General features: G+C 73.3%; 10 protein-coding genes. 5 read left to right on the top strand and 5 right to left on the bottom strand.

Annotation, left to right across the window (positions count from 1 at the left end):
- Positions 1-40: 40 nt before the first annotated feature.
- The 5 genes from REH65_RS32175 to REH65_RS32155 are packed head-to-tail and all read left to right on the top strand — an operon-like array spanning position 41 to position 4595.
- Entirely contained in the window at positions 41-862 is an 822-nt protein-coding gene (locus tag REH65_RS32175) for a sugar phosphate isomerase/epimerase family protein (protein ID WP_406690489.1), read from the top strand.
- Between the two features lie 23 nt (positions 863-885).
- Positions 886-1662, top strand: coding sequence for an SDR family NAD(P)-dependent oxidoreductase (locus REH65_RS32170; protein ID WP_406690488.1), 777 nt, complete (start codon positions 886-888; stop codon positions 1660-1662).
- Positions 1663-1678: 16 nt separating this feature from the next.
- Positions 1679-3388, top strand: coding sequence for a dihydroxyacetone kinase family protein (locus REH65_RS32165; RefSeq protein ID WP_406690487.1), 1710 nt, complete (start codon positions 1679-1681; stop codon positions 3386-3388).
- A complete protein-coding gene (locus REH65_RS32160) occupies positions 3385-3849 on the top strand; it encodes a ribose-5-phosphate isomerase (protein WP_406690486.1) in 465 nt (154 codons plus the stop codon). The genes REH65_RS32165 and REH65_RS32160 overlap by 4 nt, the downstream gene beginning before the upstream one ends.
- A gap of 35 nt (positions 3850-3884) precedes the next feature.
- Complete coding sequence (locus REH65_RS32155) at positions 3885-4595, top strand: GntR family transcriptional regulator (RefSeq protein ID WP_406690485.1); 711 nt, start codon at positions 3885-3887, stop codon at positions 4593-4595.
- A 193-nt stretch (positions 4596-4788) separates the two neighbouring features.
- Here the strand turns inward: REH65_RS32155 and REH65_RS32150 are convergent, their stop codons facing one another.
- From REH65_RS32150 to REH65_RS32130, 5 genes are all read right to left on the bottom strand, one after another.
- Complete coding sequence (locus tag REH65_RS32150; RefSeq protein WP_406690484.1) at positions 4789-6105, bottom strand: helix-turn-helix domain-containing protein; 1317 nt, start codon at positions 6103-6105, stop codon at positions 4789-4791.
- Between the two features lie 388 nt (positions 6106-6493).
- A complete protein-coding gene (locus tag REH65_RS32145) occupies positions 6494-7453 on the bottom strand; it encodes an alpha/beta hydrolase (protein ID WP_406693277.1) in 960 nt (319 codons plus the stop codon).
- Positions 7454-7479: 26 nt separating this feature from the next.
- On the bottom strand, positions 7480-9045 hold the full coding sequence (locus REH65_RS32140) for an acyl-CoA carboxylase subunit beta (protein WP_406690483.1): 1566 nt from the start codon (positions 9043-9045) through the stop codon (positions 7480-7482).
- Positions 9012-15464, bottom strand: a complete 6453-nt coding sequence (locus tag REH65_RS32135) for an SDR family NAD(P)-dependent oxidoreductase (RefSeq protein WP_406690482.1) — start codon at positions 15462-15464, stop codon at positions 9012-9014. Before REH65_RS32135 ends, REH65_RS32140 begins: the two co-directional genes overlap by 34 nt.
- Positions 15464-17203 carry a fatty acyl-AMP ligase gene (locus tag REH65_RS32130; RefSeq protein WP_406690481.1) on the bottom strand — a complete coding sequence of 580 codons (1740 nt, stop codon included), beginning with the start codon at positions 17201-17203 and terminating at the stop codon, positions 15464-15466. The genes REH65_RS32135 and REH65_RS32130 overlap by 1 nt, the downstream gene beginning before the upstream one ends.
- Positions 17204-17218: the final 15 nt, after the last annotated feature.

Here is a 17218-nt window from a genome sequence, read left to right as displayed (position 1 = left end):
TGTTAACATCTCCGGCGACCGTCGCTTCGAGGAGGAAGTCGTGACCGACCGGTGGCCGGGATGTTCGTCCATCAGCTTTCGCCACCTCGGCCTGGCCGAGGCCCTGGCCGTCATCGCCGAGTGCGGCTTCACCGAGATCGACCTCGGGGCGCTGCCGGGCGTGTGCGACCACGTGCCCTACGAGCTGACCGAGACCGCCGTGACCGAGGTGGTCGCGACCGTGCGCGCGAGCGGCCTGGCGGTTCGCTCGGTCAACGGCGACGTCGGTGACCTCAACCGGGTCCTCGACGAGCACGAGACCGAGCAGCGCGCCGCGCACCTGGACCGGCTGCTCGACCTCACCGCGGGCTGCGACGCCCGGGCGCTGGTGCTGCCCTGCGGCGCGCAGTCACCCGACCCCGTCACCGACCTGGAGGACGACCTGGACCGGGTCGCCGCCGAACTCGCCCGCGCCGCCGAGCGAGCGCGCGAGCACGACCTGGAGATCTGGGTGGAAGCACCGCACTTCTTCCGGCTGTGCGGTGACGTGGAGCGGGCCGCGCGGCTCGTCGAGCGGCTCGACCCGGCGATCGGGCTCGTGCTCGACACCAGCCACATCGCCGCGTCCGGCTCCTCCCCCGCCGCGTTCGCCCGGCGGTTCGCCGACCGGATCACCCACGTCCACCTCCGCGACGCCACGCCCGGCGGCATCAACCACAGCATCGGCAACGGGATCGTCGACTTCCCCGCGACCTTCGCGGCGCTGCGCGAGATCGGCTACCGCGGCGGGTGCGCCCTCGAACTCGAAACCCGCGACGTCACCGACACCGAGCGGCCCGCCGCCGCCGTCGAGGCCGCGCACTACATCGCCTCCCTCCGCTGACACCCGAGGACCTGGAGAACCCCATGAGCAGCATTCAGCGCACCGCCGTCGTGACCGGAGCCGGAGCTCCGCGCGGCATCGGCAAGGCCACCGCGCTCCGCTACGCCCGGCAGGGCTGGGCGGTGGCGGTGCTCGACCTCGACGAGCAGGCCGCCAAGCAGGCCGCCGAGGACATCGCGTCCCAGACCGGCGCCCCGGTGTTCGCCCACCGCGTGGACGTCGCCGACGAGGAGTCGGTGCGCCTGGCCCACGAGGCCGTGGCCGCCGAGGTCGCCGCGGGCCGGTTGCCGGTGGTCGGGGCGCTGGCCAACATCGCCGGCATCACCTCCCCGGTGCCGTTCCTGGAGACCACGCTGGAGCTGTGGAACAAGGTGATGGCCGTCAACGCCACCGGCACCTACCTGGTGACCAAGGCGTTCCTGCCGGATCTCATCGAGTCCGGCTGGGGCCGCATCGTGAACATGTCCTCGGTGTCGGCCCAGCAGGGCGGCGGCGTGTTCGGCAAGACGCCCTACTGCGCGGCGAAGGCCGCGATCCTCGGCTTCACCAAGTCGCTGGCCAAGGAGCTCGGCGCCGCCGGGATCACGGTCAACGCCGTGGCACCGGGCGCGGTCGAGACCGACATCCGCGCCGAGGCCACCAGCCCCGAGCTCGAAGAGGCCATCACCAGCGGGATCCCGATCGGCAGGCAGGCCACCACCGAGGACGTGGCGGCCGTGATCACCTGGCTGTCCACTGAGGACGCCGGTTACCTGCAGGGCACCACGATCGACATCAACGGCGGCGCGTTCCTCCACTGAGGACGGTTGGGATGACATGACCTACCTGTGGGACGACCCGGCGGACTTCGCCGACGACGCGCTGACCGGCTTCTGCGAGCTGCACGCCGACCTGGTGCGCCAGGTTCCCGGCGGAGCGGTCCGACGCGGCAGGCCCGAGCGGCCGAAGGTCGCGGTGCTGCCCGGCGGCGGATCCGGCCACTACCCCGCCTTCTACGGCGTGATCGGGCCCGGCCTGGCCGACGGCGCGGTCAGCGGCAACCTGTTCACCTCCCCGTCCGCCCAGGACGCGTGCTCGGTGGCCCGGGCCGCGCACTCCGGCGCCGGGGTGGTGTTCAGCTACGGCAACTACGCCGGTGACGTGATGAACTTCGGCCTGGCCGCCGACCGGCTGCGCTCCGAGGGCGTCGAGGTCGAGCACGTCGTGGTCACCGACGACATCGCCAGCGCCCCGGCCGAGGAGTCCGAGCGGCGGCGCGGCATCGCGGGCGACTTCACCGTGTTCAAGCTGATGGGCGCGGCCGCCGAGGAGGGCGCGGAGCTGGCCGAGGTGGTGCGGATCGGGCGGAAGACCAACGACCGCACCCGCACCATCGGCACCGCCTTCGCGGGCTGCTCGTTCCCCGGCGCGGCCGAGCCGCTGTTCCAGGTGCCGGACGGGCACATGGGCCTGGGGCTGGGCATCCACGGCGAACCGGGTTTGCGCGACGTGCCGCTGCCTTCGGCGGCCGAGCTGGCCGAGGACTTCGTGACCCGGGTGCTGGCCGAGAAGCCCGCCGGCGCCGGGGACCGGGTGGCGGTGCTGCTCAACGGTCTCGGCGCGGTCAAGCACGAGGAGCTGCTGGTGCTCTGGCGGCACGTGGCCGGGCGGCTGCGCGACTCGGGGCACGTACCGGTGCTGCCGGAGGTCGGCGAGCTCGTGACCAGCCTCGACATGGCCGGGGTGTCGCTCACCCTGACCTGGCTGGACGACGAGCTCGAACGCCTCTGGACCGCACCGGCCTGGACCCCGGCGTTCCGGCGCGGGCACATCACCGAGGTCCGCGGTGAGGAGACCGTCGACGAACCGGAGGCCGAGACCGTCGGCTACGCACCGGCCGCGGATTCCTCGCGGCGGCTGGCCGAGCACGTCGTGGCCGCGCTGCGCCGGGTCGAGACCGCGGTGCGCGACGCCGAGGACGAGCTGGGCGCGATCGACACCGTCGCGGGCGACGGCGACCACGGCCGGGGCATGGTGCGCGGCGTCTCCGCCGCCGTCGAGGCGGCCGAGCGCGCGCAGCTCGCCGGGGCCGGGGCGGGCGACTGCCTGGCCGCAGCCGGGGACGGCTGGGCCGACCGCGCGGGCGGCACCTCCGGCGTGCTGTGGGGCGCCGGGCTGCGCGCGGCGGGCGAGGTGCTCGGCGAGCACGCCGGGGACGCCGAGATCGCCGCCAAGGCCGTCGACGCGCTGGCCGCCCGGATCCGCGAGCTGGGCGGTGCCGAGGTCGGCGACAAGACCCTCGTCGACGCGCTCGAACCGTTCCGCGCGGCGCTGCTCTCGGCGACCACGTCCTCGCTGGTCGAGGCCTGGGGCGAGGCGGCGACCGCCGCCGACCGGGCCGCTCGGGACAGCGCGCGGCTGGTGCCCCGCAAGGGCCGGGCGCGGCCGCTGGCCGAGCGCAGCGTCGGAACCCCCGACCCGGGGGCGGTGTCCTTCGCGCTGATCACGAAGGTGATCGGCGACTACCTGACTGGAGCGAACACATGACCTACCGGATCGTGGTCGGCTGCGACGACGCCGGACTCGACTACAAGGAGCGCATCGCCGAGGACCTGCGCGCCGACCCCCGGGTCGGCGAGGTCATCGACCTCGGCGTGCACCGGGGCTCCGACGACGTGCACCGCCCCTACCCGGAGATCGGGCTCGCGGCGGGCGAGGCGATCCGCGACGGGCGCGCCGACCGGGCGGTGCTGATCTGCGGCACCGGCATCGGCATGGCGCTGTCGGCCAACAAGGTCGCCGGGGTGCGGGCCACCACCGCCCACGACTCCTACTCCGCGGAGCGCTCGGTGCTGTCCAACAACTGCCAGGTCGTGACGTTCGGCCAGCGCGTCGTCGGTCTCGAACTCGCACGCCGCCTGGTGGCCGAATGGCTCGGTTTCGAGTTCGACCACCAGTCCGCCAGCGCGGCGAAGGTAGAGTTGATTGCCGAGTACGAGCGGTGCTGACACCCGCCGAGGGCGGGCGACCGAGGAGGACGCGCGTGGCGAGCCGTGGTAGCAAGGACGGTCGCAATCTGCGGCAGCAGGCCGTGGACTCGCTGCGCAAGGCCATCACCACCGGCACGTTCCCTCCCGGCACCCACCTCGGCGAGGTCCAGGTGTCCGAGCAGCTCGGCATCAGCCGCGGCACGCTGCGCGAGGCGCTGCGCGAGCTCCAGCAGGAGGGCCTCGTCGAGTACGGCGAGCGGGGGCGCGTCGCGGTCCGCGACATCGACGAGAAGGACATCATCAACACCTTCACCGTCCGCGCCGCGCTCGAAGGCGTCGCGGGCGAGACGCTGGCCGCGAGCCACTACCGCGACCAGCACTGCGCGAGCCTGCGGGCCGCCGTCGACGAGATGGCGGCGGCCGCGCGGGTCTCGCTGGAGGCCCAGATCGAGGCCGACCTGGGCTTCCACGAGATGCTGTGCGAGCTCACCGGCAACGACGCGCTGCTGCGCTCGTGGAAGCTCCTGGAGGGCCCGATGCGGATGTGCATCATGTACCGGGGCCAGGAGCGGGCGGTGTCGAACATGAGCGCCGAACGGCACCTGGAGATCGTCACCGCGATCGAGTCCGGCGACCCGGTCAAGACGCAGACGATCATCCAGGACCACATGGTCGGCGCGGCCCAGGCGCTGCTGTTCGGACCCGTCCGGGCCCGCAAGCCCATCGACATCCTCGAAGGCCGCGATCTCCCCGGTGAGGGCTGATTCTTGCCCATGCGGCGGAGCCGCATTCTCTTCCACCACCTGAGGCACTGGCACCGCCGCGGGTTCTGAGCGCCTTCGTGGCGAGTACGCCGGGACGCCGCGTATCGAATGCTCAAGGAGCGGCGCACGGAGTCCACGAAGGCGCTCAGGTTCCGCTACCCGCACCGCCATGCAAAGTGAGCGGAAACCGTTCTCAACCGCGCATCAGGAGGGTTTCCGCGCGGAGGGCGAGCTCCATGTCCAGGCGGTCGTCGGGGTCGTTGAGGCGGTCTCCGAAGAGCTGCTCCAGCTTGTTCATGCGGTAGCGGACGGTTTGCGGGTGGATGCCGAGGCGTTCGGCGAGTTCCCGGGCGCTGCCGCGGGATTGCAGCCAGACCAGCAGGGTTTCGCTGAGGCGGGCGCGCTGCTTGACGGTGAGCTCGTCGAGCGGAGCGAGGCAGCGGGCGCCGATCTGGGTGACCAGGAACTCGTCGCTGAGCAGCCAGAGCGTGGTGAGGTGGTCGGCGCAGCGGGTCAGCGCGCGGTTCGGGAGCACGCCGCGCTGCACCAGGTCGATCGCGTGCCGCGCCCAGCGCAGCGACCGGGCGGCGTCACCGATCCGGACCTTGGGTGCCATCGCCGCGCGCCGGCCGCCGAGCTCGGCGACCAGGCCCGCCGGGTCGCGCGGCTCGTCGGGGATCAGCAGGCAGGGCCTCGCGCCTTCGAGGTTGACCAGCACGTCGTCGTCCAGGCGCGGGTCGTCGGGGTCGTCGGAGACCGGTTCCAGCGCGACCAGGGTGACCCACTCCGGCACGTCCCACCGGGCGCTGTCGGCGAGGTCGCCGACGGACTGCGGTGAGGCGGGTGGTTCGGCCAGCAGCAGTTCGAGCAGCCGCCGCCTGCGCCGGGCCAGGGTGCCCACGGCGCGTTCCTGGGCGGTGGAGTAGCCCTCGAACGACAGCTTCGAGAGGTCGTCCACGTAGGCGAAGATCGCCTCGGCGCACAGGCACATCAGGTCCACCTGCACGTCGAGCTTCTTGCCGAACTCGGCGAAGTGCCGCCAGGCGACGCGCCCGCCCACCCGATAGGCGGTCTGCAGGCTCTGCAGACCGCGACCGGCGGCGAACTCCAGCTTGCCCATCAGGCGGAAGTACTCCGACCAGTCGTCGGCGCCGTCCTCCTCTTCCCGGATGTTGTTGAGCGGCTGGAGGATCGCCTGCTCGATGCCCCGGGTGAAGTACACGCCGAACGCGGTGTCCAACGGTTGCGCGTACTCCGGGACCACACCCTGGATCTCGCGCACGATCGCCTTGGCCAGCGGGGTGACGTAGGGGCGGAACCCGTCGGCGATCTCCTTGGGCAGCGCGGTGAACAACTGCCTGGCGCAGCCCTTCTCGACCTGGGGAGCGCTCCTCTCGTTGTGCGGGGCGGAGATCCGGCGTCGGGGATCGGTCCGCCGGCCGACTCCGAACCGGGTTCCTTCGCGCGGCCCTCCTTCGCGGACGGATCCGGATCCGACGTCGATCGCCATCTCTCCCCCAGTCGCAGCAATTTCGGGGCGGTGAATCATTCAGCAACACGCGTGCAATCACGAAAACATATGGACGGCAGCGGGAACTGTCAAACGCACCCCACTCCGACTTTGCGGAAGCAACCGGCGCTTTCGGCTATTCGAGTGGTGACTCTTCCGGCGGATGCTAATTTTGCGATTCGCGGTTGTGCCGCGATGACAAAAACCCGTTCCGGCACGCGCCGCTCACCCCTCCGCGCACCCAGTGAACCACCATGACCTGGGAATTGCGAAGAAGCTTCACATCACCATCTTTCCCAGATTTCCCCTCTCGGCGCGAGAAAAACCATTCGACGCGACGAACCCGGACACATCGTCGGTTTTTTCCACGAGGTCGACCCGATTCCCGCTAGGCGCCGGATTTGCCGGGTTCCAACCCGAGCGCTGCCGAAAGGACCGGCCACGCCGCGCGCAGTTCCCGATGCCAGTAGGGCCAATCGTGCGTTCCGCCGGCGTAGAAGTGCGCGGTCACCGCAATTCCCCGCTCCGCGAGCCGGTCGGTGAAGCTCTTCGAACTCGCCAGCGACGCCGGTTCCAACGGGTCCACCGCACCCGGCCGGTCCAGCGGCCCGGTGAGCCCGTTGCCCGCCGAGACGTACAGTCCGACGCCGCGCAGCCGGTCCACGTGGTCGAACGGGTTGTGCGCCGACCAGATCCGGTGGTCGAGCACCTCGTCCCCCCACAGCGCGTACGGGTTGTGCCCCTCGCGCACCAGCAGACCCTTGATCACCGCCGGAGCACCCGGGAACAGCGTGTTCGGGATACCGCTGAACGACGCGGCCGCACCGAACGTCCCCGGGTTCCGGTAGGCGTAGGCCAGGGCGCCGTAGCCGCCCATCGACACGCCCGCCACCGCCCGGGAGCTCCCGGCCCGGTAGCCGCGTTCCAAGATCTGGCGCAGCTCGGTGACGTGGAACCGCTCCCAGTCCGGCGCCCCGCGCGCGCCGAAGTTCCACCACGGCGAGTACATCCCGGCCGGTCCCCCGCTGGGCATCACCACCAGCACGTCCTCGTCGGCGGTGAACTCCTCGACGTCGGTGAACCAGGTCCAGCCCTGGTAGTCGGCCGTCTCGCAGCAGCCGTGCAGCAGGTACAGCACCGGCCAGGTCCGGTCCGGCCGCTCCACCCAGCGGGTGGGCAGCAGCAGCCGGACCACCGCGGTCCCGCCCAGCGCCGGGGAGGCGATCTCCAGGTCCACCTCGCGTTCGTCCACTCTGGACTCCCGGATCACCCGGGCGCCGTCGTCGGCCGCCGGTCCCGGCACCGCCGAGGCCGGAGCGGCCGCCACCGCCAGCAGCAGCGCGATCATCGCCGCGAGGACGCGGACTCCCCCGCTCACAGCGGGATGTTCCCGTGCTTCTTGGCCGGCAGGGTCCTGCGCTTGGTGCGCAGCACCCGCAGCGCCCGCGCGATCTGGTGGCGGGTGCGGGACGGCTGCACGACCATGTCCACGTGGCCGCGCTCGGCCGCCCGGTAGGGGGTGGCGAATGCCTCGGCGTACTCGGCGGTGAGCCGCGCGTGCAAGGCGGCGCGCTGCGGCTCGTCGGTCTCGGACAGGCGCTTGCGGTGCAGGATCGCCGCCGCGCCCGGCGCTCCCATCACCGCGATCTCCGCGGTCGGCCAGGCGATGTTCACGTCCGCCCCGAGGTGCTTGGAGCCCATCACCGCGTAGCCGCCGCCGTAGGCCTTGCGCACCACCACGGTCACCTTCGGCACCGTGGCCTCCGCGTAGGCGTAGATGAGCTTCGCGCCGCGCCGGATGATGCCGCCGCGCTCCTGCGCCACGCTGGGCAGGTACCCCGGCACGTCGGCCAGGGTCAGCAGCGGGACGTTGAAGGCGTCGCAGAACCGCACGAACCGCGCGGCCTTCTCCGAGGCGTCGATGTCGATCACCCCGGCGAGGTGCTGCGGCTGGTTGGCCACCACGCCGACGGTGCGCCCCTCGATCCGGGCGAACGCGCAGATCATGTTGGGCGCGAACCGGTCGTGGACCTCCAGGAACTCGCCCCCGTCCACCAGGCGCTCGATCACCTCGTACATGTCGTAGCCCTGGTTCTCCGAGTCGGGCACGATCTCGTCGAGCTCCTCCTGCCGCGCGAGCGGTTCCTCCGGCTCGTAGACCGGTGGTTGCTCCAGGTTGTTGGCGGGCAGGTAGCCGAGCAGGGCGCGCACCCAGGAGAACGCGTCCTGCTCGTCGGGGGCCACGTAGTGGGCGTTGCCCGACACGGCACCGTTGGTTGCGGGCCCGCCCAGCTCGGCGACGTCCGGCCGCTCGCCGGAGACGGCCTGGACGACGTCGGGCCCGGTGACGAACATGTGCGAGGTGCCCTCCACCATGACGGTGAAGTCGGTGATGGCCGGGGAGTACACCGCTCCTCCCGCGCACGGGCCGGTGATCATGGACAGCTGCGGGATCACGCCCGAGGCGTGGGTGTTGAGCCTGCCCAGCTCGGCGTAGTAGGCCAGCGACTCCACGCCCTCCTGGATGCGGGCACCACCGGAGTCGTTGATGCCCACGACCGGGCAGCCGATGTCCATCGCCAGCTCCATCACCTTGAGCACCTTGCGCCCGAAGGTCTCCCCCATGCTGCCGCCGAACACGGTGAAGTCCTGCGAGAACACGCACACCGGCCGGCCGTCGACGGTGCCGTGCCCGGTGACCACGCCGTCGCCGTAGGGCCGGTGGCGGTCCATCCCGAAGTCGGTGCAGCGGTGCCGGGCGAACTCGTCGAGCTCGACGAACGAGTCGGCGTCGAGCAGCTCCTCGATGCGCTCGCGCGCGGTGAGCTTGCCCTTGGCGTGCTGACGGTCCCGCGCGCGCTTCTCGGCGACCCTGGTGACCTCCTCGTGGCGGGCGTTGAGGTCGCCTAGCCGATCCGCGGTGGTCGTGCGATCGAGCATGCCAGTTCTCCTTCCAGGTGGTCGGCGATCACCGAGACGTGCGGCGGGTCGATCATTGAGACGTGGTCGCCGGGCACCCGCACGATCCGCAGGTCGGAGCAGAACTCGTCCCAGCCCAGCGAGTCGTCGGTGCGCAGGTAGCGGGGGTCCAGCGAGGTCGTCAGCGGGTGCGGTTCGCTGGAGCGGAACAGCAGCACGCGGCCCGGGTAGGGGCGCGGCCGGTACCGCTCGGCGATGCGAGCGTCGACGTAGGAGGTGTACTGGTGGTGCAGCACCGCCTCGCCCATGTCCGGAACCCGGTCGGCGATGCGGTCCATGACGAAGCGGATCTGCTCGTCCTCCGGCAACCCGGCCAGGTCCTCGACGCCGATGCCCAGGCTGGTGCCGTAGGTCTGCTCGACGTAGTCGAGGAACCGGCCGTAGCGGTTCAGCAGCAGGTCCTGCTGCGCGGATTCCGGTGCGGGCAGCGGTAGGATCGAGTCGATCATGGCCACGAGGTCGACCTGCTCGCCGAGCTCGGTGAGCTGCCGGGCGACCTCGTAGGCCAGGCAACCGCCGAACGACCAGCCGGCCAGCCGGTACGGCCCGCTGCCCTGGATCTCGCGCAGCGTGGCGATGTAGCGGGCCGCGCTGTCCTCGACCGACCGCGCGTCGTCGAGCCGCTCGAAGCCGTGGCAGGGCTGGTCGTCGGAGAGCAGCTCCACCAGCGGCCGGTAGACGCCCGTCGAGCCGCCCGCCGGGTGGAACAGGAACAGCGGTGCCCGCTCGCCGGTCTCGCGCAGCGCGAGGACCGGTTCGGCCGCGGCGTCGAACCAGCGTCGGACCAGGTCGGCCATCTCGGCGATGGTGGGCCGGGCGAACAGCCTCGCCCGCTCGGGCGCGTCCGGGAAGCGGTCGACGACCCGGGCCCGCACCCGCTCGGCCAGGGCGTCGTCGCCGCCGAGGGCGAAGAAGTCGTCGTGCACGTCGAGGACTTCGACGTCGAGGACCTCCCGCCACAGCGCGGCGATCCAGCGCTCGACCTGCTCGCGCGGTTCCAGCACCGGCCGTGCGGCGCCGGGCTCGACGGGGTGCAAGCCGAGCTCGGCGGCGACGTGGGCGGCGACCTCCTCCAGACTGGCGCCCCGGAGCAGCATCGGGATCGGCACGGTCATGCCGAAGTCGCGCTCGAAGGCCGTGCGGGCCCGCATCGCCATCAGCGAGTCCAGTCCGAGCCGGGTCAGCGGCGCCGTCACGTCGAGGGCGCCGGGGTCCAGGCCGGCGAGGCCGCTGATGCGGGACACCAGCGCGTCCAGGATCGCCTGGTGGGCCTGCGCGGGTTCCGCCGAGCGCAGCGCCTCGACGTCGGGCCCGCCGACCTCCGGTTCGGTCGGCTCGGTTTCGGCGGCCAGGGCCGCGAACATCGGGCGGCGCGCCAGTTCCGGGAACAGCTCCAGGGTTCCCGTCACGTCCAGGCGGGTCACGCCGGTGGCGGTGCGCCCGGAGGCCAGCACGGCTTCGAGGGCTTCCAGCCCTTCGCCCGGGGTGAGCGGCCGCAGCACCGCGTTGTCGCGGCCGACGGCGCCGCCTAGCTCGTCCCACGGTCCCCACTCGATCGTCGCCGCAGGCAGACCGCCGCTGCGGCGCCACCGCACGAACGCGTCGAGCCAGGCGTTGGCGGTGGCGTAGGCGGTCTGGCCGGGTGAGCCGAACAGCGCGGAGGCCGAGGAGAACACCAGCCACCAGTCCAGGTCGAGCCCGGCGGTGGCCTCGTGCAGCCTGCGGGCGCCGACAACCTTCGGCCGCCACACCCGCGCGACGTCGGCTTCGGTCAGGGTGCTGACCGTGGCGTCGGCGAGGACACCGGCCGCGTGCAGCACACCCCGCACCGGGACGTCGTCGGCGCCCGCCTCGCGGATCAGCTGCTCGGCGGTGCCGTCCTCGGCGATGTCGCCCAGCACGACCCGCACGTCGGCGCCGTGCCCGCGCAGCTCGTCGAGCACCTGCGACGCCGGGCCGGACGGAGCGCTGCGCCCGTACAGCACGATCCGGGTCGCGCCGCGCTCGGCGAGCCACCGCGCGACCAGCAGACCGAGCCCGCCGAGACCGCCGGTGAGGACGTAGGCGCCGTCGCGCACCGCGGGGAGCACCGGGCGTTCGGGGACCTCGACGCGCTCCAGGCGCGCGGCGAACCGGGTGCCGTCGCGCCAGGCGACCTCGTCGTCGGCCGCCGCCCCCGCCAGCTCCGAGACCAGAGCGCCGGGGCTGCGCTCGTCGAGGTCGAGGTGGGTGACCCGCAGCTCGGGGTGCTCGAAGGCCAGCACCCGCACCAGGCCGCGCAGGAACGCGAGACCGGGAGCACCGGGTTCGTCACCGATCGCGACCGAGTCGCGGGTGACCAGCCACAACCGGCCGTCGGTGAGCTCGTTGGCGGCTGCGGCGGCGGTCAGCAGCAGCCGCCGGGCCTCGTCGGGTTCCTCGTAGCGCTCGGGTGCGCCCGCGACGAGGAGAACGCCGTCGCAGCCCGCTTTCCGGCTCCCCAGCCGGTCGATGTCCGATGTGGACAGGGACGCGGACTCGTCGCCGGCTCCGGCGAGGTCGGCGGAGGCCCGGGCGATCTCCGGACCGGTCGGGTCGTCGGCGAGCAGCAACCACCGCCGCCGCGGGCGCTCGACCGGTTCGCGGTCCGCGCGGGCCCAGCGGAGTTCGAAGGTCTTGTCCGCCAGCGGAACCGGCATCGGCGTGCGCAGGCGGCGCAGGTAGACCTCGGCCATCTCGACGAGGACGCGGCCCGAGCCGTCGACGAGCTGCACCGTGCCGACCAGGCCGTCGCCGTGCTCGTCGGCGGGGTCGAGCACCGCGTCGCAGCGGACCCCGTCGCCCGGGTCGCCGAACACCCGCACCGAGCCCAGCGACATCGGCAGGTACAGGCCCGGATCCTCGGCGACCCGGTCGGCCGCGGCGGCCAGGGCGTGCAGGCAGGAGTCGGCGAGCGCCGGGTGCAGCACGTGGTGCCGGCTCTGCGGGGCGGCCGCGGGCAGGGAGATGCCCGCCGAGGCCCGGCCTCGCCCGGCCCGCGCGGTGCGCAGACCGCGGAACGCCGGGCCGTAGTGCTGCCCGAGCTCGGCGAGCTCCCGGTAGACGTCGACGGGGCGTCCGTCCGGGAGCTCGCCCAGCGGCTCGGGTCCGGGTCGGTCGGGGGACTCGACCCGGACCGTCGCCACCGCGTGCCGCACCCAGCGTCCGGTGGCGGAGCGGGCGTGCACGGCGACCTGGGCGGTGTCGGTGCCGGTCGTGCGCAGCGAGGTGTGCACCGTGGTGCCGGTGGTCAGCGGAAGGGGTTGGCGCAGTTCGAGATCCCGCACCCGCACCGGCCGGTCCGGCCCGAACGCGACCGCAGCGGCCGACAGCGCCGCGTCGAGGTAGCCGGTGGCGGGCAGCACCGGCACGTCGTGCACGACGTGGTCGGCCAGCCACGGCTGCGCGTCGGTGCCCACCTCCCCGCGCCAGACGTGCAGGTCGGCGTCCGGGACCTCGACGTGCGTGCCCAGCAGCGGGTGCTCGCCGGAGGCCGTGCGGCGGCGGGGTCGCGTCCAGTGCCGCTGGTGCTCCCAGACCGGGCCGGGCAGGTCGACGACCGGGCCGCGCGGGTAGCGGGTGCGCAGCGCGGTCTCGTGGCCGGCGACGTGCAGCGCGGCCATCGCCCCGAGCAGGCTCCGCTGGTCGTCGGCGTCGCGGACCAGCGTCGGCAGCGCGGCGACCCGCGCTGCTCCGGCGGTGCCCTCGACGGCGAAGCGGGCGATCGGGTGCGGGGAGATCTCCAGGAAGGTGCGGTGGCCGTCGGCCATCGCCGCCGCCAGGGCTTGGGTGAAGCAGACGGGTCGGCGCAGGTTCGCGGCCCAGTAGTGCTCGTCGAACTCCGGAACCCGCGTCGGGTCGTCGAGAACGCTGCTGTAGCAGCGGATCTCGGGCTCGGTCGGCTTCAGCTCGCCGAGGCGGGAGCGGAACTCGTCGAGGATCGGGTCCACCGCCGGGGAGTGCCCCGCCCCGCCCACGTCCAGCGAGCGGGCCATCCGGCCGCGCGCCTCGACCCGGGCCACCAGGGCCTCGACCTGCGCGGCGTCGCCGGTGACGGTGCACTGGGTCGGCGAGGTGTGCACGGCGACGGACACGTCGGGGTGATCGGCGGCGAGCTCGGCGAACTCGGCGGCGGAGAGCTCGACCGCGGCCATCCGCCCGGCACCTCCGGCGTCGAGGTTCGCCAGCAGGCGGGAGCGGGTGACCATCACCCGCAGCCCGTCGGCGAACGGCATCGCACCGGCCACCACGGCGGCCGCGACCTCCCCCATCGAGTGCCCGACGATCGCGTCGGGTTCGACGCCGTGCGCCCGCCACACCGCCGCGAGCGCGACCTGGACGCCGAACAGGACCTGCTGCCGCGCGGCCAGATCCGGCTCGGTCAGGTCGCCGCGCAGCACGTCGCGGAGCGAGAAACCGGTCTCCTGTGCGAACAGCGGTTCCAGATCGTCCACTGCAGACCGGAACGACGGTTCGGTCTCCAGCAGCCGCCGACCCATCCCCTCCCACTGCGACCCGTAGCCGGAGAACACGAAAACCAGTCCGTTTCCGACCGTTTCACCGACGTGAACGCCGTCTCCGGCCAGGCTGCGCAGCTTCTCGGCCAGCTCGTCGCGGTCGGCGGCGACCACGGCGGCGCGGTGCGCGAGGTGGTCGCGGCGGGTGAGCAGCGCGGCGGCCACGTCGCCCAGCGGGGCGCCGTCCAGGCCCTCGGCGAGGTCGGCGGCGCGGCGCCGCAGCGCCGACTCGGTGCGGGCCGACAGCGCGAACGCGTGCGGGACCGCGTCGTCCGGCTCGGGTTCGGGGTCGGGCTCCGGCCACTCCTCCAGGACGACGTGGGCGTTGGTGCCGCCGAAGCCGAACGCGGACACACCCGCGCGGGCGATCCCGGAGTAGCGCGGCCACGCCGCGCCCGTGTCGGCGACCCGCAGGCGGGTGGCGTCGAAGTCGATGTGCCGGCTGGTCTCGGTCGCGTGCAGGCTCGGCGGGATGCGCCCGCGCGTCATCGCCAGGACCACCTTGATCAACCCGACCAGCCCGGCCGCGCCCTCCAGGTGCCCGAGGTTGCTCTTCACCGAGCCCAGCAGCAGCGGTCGCCGCGAGGCGCGCGACGCCCCCAGCACCTCGCCGAGCGCCTCCGCCTCGATCGGATCGCCCAGCGGCGTGCCGGTGCCGTGCGCCTCGACGTAGTCCACCACCGCCGGGTCGAGGTCGGCGGCGGCGTAGGCGTCGCGCAGCAGAGCGCGCTGCGCGTCGGGGTTCGGGGCCACGATGCCGTTGGAGCGCCCGTCGGAGTTGATGGCGGTGCCGCGCACCAGCGACAGCACCCGGTCGCCGTCGCGCCGGGCGTCGGAGAGCCGCTTGAGCAGCACCACGCCGCAGCCCTCGCCGCGCACGATGCCGTCGGCGGAGGCGGCGAAGGGCTTGCAGCGGCCCTCGGCCGAGAGCACGCCCGCCCGGTGGAAGTTCGCGGTGATGCCGGGAGAGAGCATCAGGTTCACCCCGCCGACCACGGCCAGGTCCGACTCGCCGCCGCGCAGGCTCGCGGCCGCCTGGTGCACCGCGACCAGCGACGACGAGCACGCCGAATCGGTGGTGAGGCTCGGGCCGCGCAGGTCCAGCAGGTAGGACAGCCGGTTCGCGGCGATCGCGGCGGCCGCCCCAGTGCCGGTCCAGGCGTCGACGGTGTCGAGCTCGCCCATCGTCAGCGACCCGTACTCGGTGGACGACATCCCGACGAACACGCCGGTGCGGCTGCCGCGCAGCTCCCTCGGCGGGATGCCGGCGTGCTCCAGCGCCTGCCAGGTCACCTCCAGCAGCAGCCGCTGCTGCGGGTCCATCGCGGCGGCCTCCACCGGGGCGATGCCGAAGAACGCGGCGTCGAAACCCGCGACGTCGTCGAGGAATCCGCCGCGCGCGGGCAGATCGCGCCAGTCCTCGGCCGGGGCGAAGTCGGCCCACCTGCCCTCGGGCAGGTCCCGGATCGCCTCGTCGCCGCGGTCGAGCAGCTCCCAGAACCGCTCCGGCGAGTTCACCCCGCCCGGAAGGCGGCAGCCCAGGCCGATGACGGCGATCGGCTCGTCCCCGCGGGCGCGGGGTCGCGGGATGTCGATCTCCTCGCCGCCGGAGAGCCGTGCCGCCAGCGCGGCGATCGTCGGGTTCTGCCAGACCAGCGTCGGCGAGAGCCGCCTGCCCAGCCGCTCCCCCAGCTCGGCTGCCAGTGCCACCGCGTCCCGGGAGGACAGGCCGAACTCGTGCAGCGGCCGCTCGACGTCGACCCGGTCGAGTCCGGTGGTCTCGGCGATCCGCTCGGTCAGCCACCGCCGGATCTCGTTGTCGCCCGAGGTGTTCGGGTCGCCCATCACGCGCTCCCTCGCAGAGTTCCGGTCAGGTAGTGCTGTCGCGCCGCGGAGCGCGAGATCTTGCCGCTGGAGGTGCGGGGCACCTCGCCGGGGCCGAGCACCACCAGCTCGTGCACGGCGAGCCCGTGCCGCCCGGCGACGGCGGCGCGCACCGCCTGGCCGAGCGCGTCGAGGTCCACCTCGTGCTCGGCGAGGCGGCTGGCCCGCTCCACGGCCACCACCGCGGCCTCGCCGTCGTCGGTGGGGACGGCGAACGCGGCCGCCGAGTGCTTGCGCACGGCCGGGTGCGCCTGCTCGACGGTCTCCTCCACGTCCTGCGGGTAGTGGTTGCGGCCGTCGACGATGATCAGGTCCTTGATCCGGCCGGTCACGTACAGCTCGCCGCCGTGGATCACGCCGAGGTCGCCGGTGCGCAGCCAGTGCCCGGCCGCGTCCGGGACGAACGTGCACGCCGACTCCTGGGGCTTGCGCCAGTAGCCGTGCGCCACGTTCTCGCCGCGCACCCAGATCTCGCCGACCTGGTCCGGCGGGAGGTCCTGCTCGGTGTGCTGGTCGACGATGCGCACCAGCTGGTCCACCGGGTGCCCGGCCGAGACCAGCGTGCTCACGTCACCGTCGGCGGGTTCCGCCCGTCCGGCGGCCAGGGCTTCGCGGTCGAGCTCGACGCGGCGCGGCGGCGACCCGGCCGGGCTCGCCGAGACCAGCACCGTCGCCTCGGCCAGGCCGTAGGAGCTGCGGTGCGCCTTGCGGCGCAGGCCGCACCCGGCGAAGGCGTCGTGGAAGCGGTCGATCGCGGCCGGCTGCACGGGTTCGCTGCCGTCGATGAGGGCGCGCACGTGGTCCAGCCGCAACCGCGCCTTGTCCTCCTCGGCGACGCGCGCGGCGCAGAACGCGTAGGCGAAGTTCGGCGCGGCGGTGATCGCGCCCGGGTTCGCCGACAGGGCTTCCAGCCAGCGCACGGGTCGTTCGAGGAAGGCGACGGGGTCGATGAGCACCGACCGGGTCCCGGCGACCAGGGGCGCGGCCAGCGCCAGCATCAGCCCCATGTCGTGGAACAGCGGCAGCCAGCTCACCGTCGGGGTGCGGCCGCCGACCGCCTCGTAGGCCGACATCGCCTGCGCCGCGTTGGCGACCACGTTGCGGTGGCTGATCATCACGCCGGCGGGGGCCTTCGTCGAACCCGAGGTGTACTGCAGGTACGCGACCTCGTCGGGGTCGTGCGCCACCGGATCGCACTCGGCGTCGGGCACCTCGTCGACGGCGAGCACCTCGACGCCGACGATCCCGCGCTCGCGCAGGAAGTCCCGGACGACGCCGAGCTTGTCGGCGACGGTGAGCACGACGCTCGGCGCGCAGTCGGCGAGCACTCCGGCGAGCCGGTCGGCGTGGCCGGGCAGGTCCGGGGCGAACAGCGGCACCGCGACCAGCCCGGCGCGGCAGGCTCCGTGGAACGCCACGAGGTAGTCCGCCCGCTGCGGCACCAGGATCGCCGCCCGGTCCCCGCGCAGGGCGGACCGGCGCAGCGCGCTCGCCACCGAGCTCGCCCTGCGGTCCAGCTCGGACCAGGTCAGCGACGCGGCCAACCCCTCCGGGCTCTCGGTGAAGTCGAGGTGGGTGACCGCCAGTCGGTCCCCGCTGCGCTGCGCGCACCGCGTCAGCAGCGCGGACAGCGATTCCCCTTCGACATCGGGCAGCCACGAACCCGCGGCGTTGGACATGTCGGCGGCAGTCGCTCGCATGGTTCTCCCAACAAT

The organism is Saccharopolyspora sp. ID03-671 (genome assembly GCF_045278815.1).
In the GTDB taxonomy this organism is placed as follows: Bacteria; Actinomycetota; Actinomycetes; order Mycobacteriales; family Pseudonocardiaceae; genus Saccharopolyspora; species Saccharopolyspora ipomoeae.
Note: the sequence above shows the minus strand (reverse complement) of the source record. Positions and strands in the feature narration are given on the sequence as shown.

Coding starts and splice junctions, on each gene's coding strand:
- REH65_RS32170 (WP_406690488.1), top strand. CDS start 886: ATGAGCAGCATTCAGCGCACCGCCGTCGTGACCGGAGCCGGAGCTCCG.
- REH65_RS32165 (WP_406690487.1), top strand. CDS start 1,679: ATGACCTACCTGTGGGACGACCCGGCGGACTTCGCCGACGACGCGCTG.
- REH65_RS32160 (WP_406690486.1), top strand. CDS start 3,385: ATGACCTACCGGATCGTGGTCGGCTGCGACGACGCCGGACTCGACTAC.
- REH65_RS32150 (WP_406690484.1), bottom strand. CDS start 6,105: ATGGCGATCGACGTCGGATCCGGATCCGTCCGCGAAGGAGGGCCGCGC.
- REH65_RS32145 (WP_406693277.1), bottom strand. CDS start 7,453: ATGATCGCGCTGCTGCTGGCGGTGGCGGCCGCTCCGGCCTCGGCGGTG.
- REH65_RS32140 (WP_406690483.1), bottom strand. CDS start 9,045: ATGCTCGATCGCACGACCACCGCGGATCGGCTAGGCGACCTCAACGCC.
- REH65_RS32135 (WP_406690482.1), bottom strand. CDS start 15,464: ATGGGCGACCCGAACACCTCGGGCGACAACGAGATCCGGCGGTGGCTG.
- REH65_RS32130 (WP_406690481.1), bottom strand. CDS start 17,203: ATGCGAGCGACTGCCGCCGACATGTCCAACGCCGCGGGTTCGTGGCTG.